Below are 4,840 nucleotides of genomic sequence, written 5' to 3'. Positions count from 1 at the left end.
TTTATTCATTATATTCATGCATTTTTCAGAATAAATGCACAAAAAAGTAAGAATTTATGCATGATATTCAAAATATATCCGTATTTTTGCAGCCGTAAAAGAATAATTATACAATGAAGAACAAGAATAGCAGACTTGATTCAATAAAAATGATTATCTCCAGCAAGGAGATTGGAAGTCAAGACGAACTCTTGCAAGAGTTGACGAAAGAAGGATTCCAGCTGACACAAGCCACCCTGTCGCGCGACTTGAAACAACTGAAGGTAGCCAAAGCCGCCAGCATGAACGGGAATTATGTGTATGTACTTCCTAACAACACGATGTACAAACGCATGACGGAACCGCAAAAAGCCAGTGAGATGCTGCGCCACAACGGATTTATCTCCATCGAATTCTCCAACAATATCGCCGTCATCAAGACCCGTCCGGGATATGCCAGCAGTCTGGCATACGACATTGACATGCACAATTTCCATGAAATCATCGGCACCATTGCCGGTGATGATACCATTATGCTGGTAATCCGTGAGAACTGTTCACGTACTGAAGTCAAGCATGTTCTTTCAACTATCATCCCGAATATAAACCAACTATAACTGATAAAACAAAAAATGGAACCTACTAAACAAATTGATGTAATGGTAGCCGACGCCTCACACGAGGTTTACGTTGACACAATATTGGACACGATCAGAGAAGCAGCTAAAGTTCGCGGTACGGGTATTGCCGAGCGTACACACGAATACGTAGCTACCAAGATGAAAGAAGGAAAAGCCATCATCGCACTGTGCGGAGATGATTTTGCCGGATTTACTTACATCGAATCATGGGGAAACAAGCAGTACGTAGCGACTTCCGGGTTGATTGTCCATCCTAAATACAGAGGATGCGGACTGGCTAAACGTATCAAGCATGCCTCTTTTACTTTGGCTCGTCTGCGATGGCCGAAAGCCAAAATTTTCAGTTTGACCTCAGGGGCCGCAGTCATGAAAATGAATACAGAACTGGGATACGTACCTGTTACTTTCAACGAGTTGACCGATGACGATTCATTCTGGAAAGGATGTGAGGGATGTATCAACCACGAAATCCTGATGGCGAAAAACCGTAAATTCTGTATCTGCACAGCCATGCTTTACGATCCGGCTTTGCATACAGACGATAAAATAAACAATTTCTAAATACAAAAATAATCTCGAGGCTTTCTCCTGAACTCATGCAGGCGAAAAGTTTCACGATATAAAGAGAAGCACCATGGAAGAAAAGAAAAAAGTTGTCGTTGCTTTCAGCGGCGGATTGGACACGTCCTTTACCGTAATGTATCTGGCAAAGGAAAAAGGATATGAAGTATATGCAGCATGCGCCAATACCGGTGGTTTCAGCCCGGAACAGTTAAAAAAGAACGAAGAAAATGCGTATAAACTGGGAGCTGTGAAATATGTAACTCTTGACGTAACACAGGAATACTACGAAAAGAGCCTGAAATACATGGTCTTCGGGAACGTATTGCGTAACGGTACTTACCCTATTTCCGTAAGCTCTGAACGTATCTTCCAGGCATTGGCCATTGCTCGTTATGCCAACGAAATCGGAGCGCATGCCATTGCACACGGTTCCACAGGTGCCGGCAACGACCAGGTACGTTTCGATATGACCTTCCTGGTAATGGCTCCGGGTGTAGAAATCATCACCCTGACACGTGACATGGCGTTGAGCCGCGACTACGAAATCAACTACCTGAAAGAAAACGGCTTTGAAGCAGATTTCACCAAACTGAAATATTCCTACAACGTAGGTATCTGGGGAACTTCTATCTGCGGTGGCGAAATTCTGGATTCTGCACAGGGATTGCCGGAAAGCGCTTACCTGAAACAGGTAACAAAAACAGGTAGCGAACAACTGAAACTGGAATTCAAGAAAGGTGAATTGTATGCCGTAAACGGTGAAGTCTTTGATGACAAGATTAAAGCCATCCAGAAAGTAGAAGAGATTGGTGCAGCCTACGGTATCGGTCGTGACATGCATGTGGGTGACACCATCATCGGTATCAAGGGCCGTGTAGGATTCGAAGCCGCAGCTCCGATGCTGATTATCGGTGCCCACCGCTTCCTGGAAAAATATACCCTGAGCAAATGGCAGCAATACTGGAAAGACCAGGTAGCCAACTGGTACGGTATGTTCCTTCATGAAAGCCAGTACCTGGAACCGGTAATGCGCGACATCGAAGCCATGCTGACCGAATCACAACGTAACGTAAACGGAACAGCCATTCTGGAACTCCGTCCATACGGATTCTCCACTGTAGGAGTTGAATCGAAAGATGACCTCGTGAAGAACAAGTTCGGCGAATACGGAGAAATGCAGAAAGGATGGACTGCAGAAGACGCTAAAGGCTTCATCAAGGTGTTGTCTACTCCGCTTCGTGCCTATTATGCAAACCATAAAGACGAAGCAGACGTATGATAAAAGCAGGAATTATAGGAGGCGCAGGATATACGGCAGGCGAACTGATTCGCCTGCTGCTTAATCATCCGGATGTAGAGATTGCATTTATCAACAGTTCCAGCAATGCGGGCAACAAAATTACTGACGTACACGAAGGCCTGTATGGAGAAACCGATTTAGTATTCACAGATGAACTTCCACTCGACACCATCGATGTATTGTTCTTCTGTACGGCTCACGGTGATACAAAGAAATTCATGGAAAGCCACAATGTACCGGAAGAGCTGAAGATTATCGACCTCTCCATGGACTACCGCATCAAGTCGGACAACCATGACTTTATCTATGGTCTGCCGGAACTGAACCGTCGTGCTATCTGCCACAGCAAGCATGTAGCCAATCCGGGATGTTTTGCCACTTGCATCCAGCTCGGTCTCCTTCCACTGGCCAAACACCTGATGTTGAACGACGATGTGATGGTAAATGCCATTACGGGCAGTACCGGAGCCGGTGTGAAACCGGGAGCCACCAGCCATTTCAGCTGGCGCAACAACAACCTCAGTATCTACAAGCCCTTCTCGCACCAGCATGTGCCGGAAATCAAACAGTCACTAAAACAGTTGCAGAACAGCTTCCATTCAGAAATTGATTTTATTCCTTACCGGGGGGACTTTGCCCGTGGTATTTTTGCCACTATCGTGGTAAAGACCAAGGTAGAACTGGAAGAGATTGTGAAAATGTATGAAGAGTACTATGCAGAAGATTCTTTCACCCACATTGTGGACAAGAATATCGACCTGAAACAGGTTGTCAATACCAACAAATGCTTGATTCATCTGGAGAAACATGGCGACAAGCTGCTTATCATTTCTTGCATTGATAACCTGCTGAAAGGAGCCAGCGGTCAAGCTGTACACAATATGAACCTGATGTTCAATCTGGAAGAAACAGTAGGACTGAAACTGAAACCGAGCGCATTTTAATTAATGAATAGTGAATAATGAAAATGAATAACCAGGCAGAATTATTTGATTGCTGCTTTTAATTATTCATTCTTCATTCTTAATTATATGAAGTTATTCGATGTATATCCTTTATTCGATGTAAACATCGTAAAAGGAAAAGGCTGCCACGTATGGGACGACAAAGGTCAGGAATACCTCGACCTTTATGGAGGACATGCCGTTATCTCCATTGGTCACGCACATCCTCACTATGTGGAAACCATCAGCAAACAAGTAGCTACATTAGGATTCTATTCCAACTCTGTAATCAACAAGTTACAGCAGGAAGTAGCCGACCGTCTGGGAGCCATCAGCGGTTATGATGACTATCAGCTTTTCTTAATCAATTCTGGAGCAGAAGCCAATGAGAATGCTTTGAAACTAGCTTCATTCTATAACGGACGTACCCGTATCATCTCGTTTGCCAAAGCATTCCACGGACGTACCTCGTTGGCTGTAGAAGTGACCAACAATCCCAAAATCATTGCACCGGTCAATGACAACGGCCACGTAACATACCTGCCGCTGAATGACACGGAAGCCCTGAAAGCCGAATTGGCCAAAGGCGATGTATGTGCAGTCATCATTGAAGGCATCCAGGGCGTAGGAGGTATTCAGCTCCCTACTACAGAGTTCATGAAAATCATCCGTCAGGCCTGCGATGAAACCAATACCGTCATGATTCTGGATGAAATCCAATCAGGTTACGGACGAAGCGGTAAATTCTTTGCTCATCAGTACAATGACGTACGTCCTGACATAATTACCGTAGCAAAAGGTATTGGTAACGGATTCCCAATGGGCGGTGTACTGATTAGTCCGAAATTCACTCCGGTATATGGCCAGTTAGGAACTACTTTCGGAGGCAATCATCTGGCATGTGCGGCAGCTGTCGCTGTACTTGATGTGATGAAAGAAGAAAATCTGACTGAAAACGCCGCTAAAGTAGGTGCCCACTTATTGGAAGAATTGAAAAACTTCAAAGGGATTAAAGAAGTACGCGGCCGCGGCTTGATGATTGGAATGGAATTTGAAGAACCCATCAAGGAGCTTCGCCAGAAACTGCTTTTCGAGCAGAAAGTGTTTACCGGAGTCAGCGGTACCAATGTCGTTCGTCTACTTCCGCCGCTCTGCCTGAGCATGAACGAAGCGGATGAATTCTTGACTCGTCTGCAAAACGTAATTGAATAAGAACTTACCCCCGTTACAGGTTCTTGTAGCGGGGGTAAATTTTACCCAATAATATACGAAGTATTTAGAGCCTGTTTCAGAATTTTGCCTTTTAAACGAGTGGATGAAATAATAATATTTTCATTTCGGATATTGCAGAATTTATGCATTGTTTTTGAGTGCTATAAAGATAATGTGGCTTGTCCTTGTAGTGAGAGTGT

5 protein-coding genes are annotated in these 4,840 nt (G+C 44.4%); all 5 read left to right on the top strand.

Translation table 11 applies throughout. The features are described from left to right. Nucleotides 1-113: 113 nt before the first annotated feature. Nucleotides 114-596 carry an arginine repressor gene (gene argR / locus ACMJ0U_RS12705; protein ID WP_417130236.1) on the top strand — a complete coding sequence of 161 codons (483 nt, stop codon included), beginning with the start codon at nt 114-116 and terminating at the stop codon, nt 594-596. A gap of 15 nt (nt 597-611) precedes the next feature. Then, nucleotides 612-1,181: a GNAT family N-acetyltransferase gene (locus ACMJ0U_RS12700; RefSeq protein ID WP_117670237.1), complete on the top strand. Its 570-nt coding sequence runs from the start codon at nt 612-614 to the stop codon at nt 1,179-1,181. 73 nt (nt 1,182-1,254) lie between these two features. Then, a complete protein-coding gene (locus ACMJ0U_RS12695; RefSeq protein ID WP_417130235.1) occupies nt 1,255-2,463 on the top strand; it encodes an argininosuccinate synthase in 1,209 nt (402 codons plus the stop codon). After that, nucleotides 2,460-3,428, top strand: a complete 969-nt coding sequence (argC, locus tag ACMJ0U_RS12690) for an N-acetyl-gamma-glutamyl-phosphate reductase (protein ID WP_417130234.1) — start codon at nt 2,460-2,462, stop codon at nt 3,426-3,428. Before ACMJ0U_RS12695 ends, argC begins: the two co-directional genes overlap by 4 nt. Before the next feature lie 87 nt (nt 3,429-3,515). Continuing rightward, nucleotides 3,516-4,640, top strand: a complete 1,125-nt coding sequence (locus tag ACMJ0U_RS12685; protein ID WP_417130233.1) for an aspartate aminotransferase family protein — start codon at nt 3,516-3,518, stop codon at nt 4,638-4,640. The last annotated feature ends 200 nt before the right edge of the window (nt 4,641-4,840 follow it).

Source organism: Phocaeicola sp. (assembly GCF_048170425.1).
GTDB lineage: Bacteria > Bacteroidota > Bacteroidia > Bacteroidales > Bacteroidaceae > Phocaeicola.
This window is presented reverse-complemented; position numbering and strand designations above follow the sequence as displayed.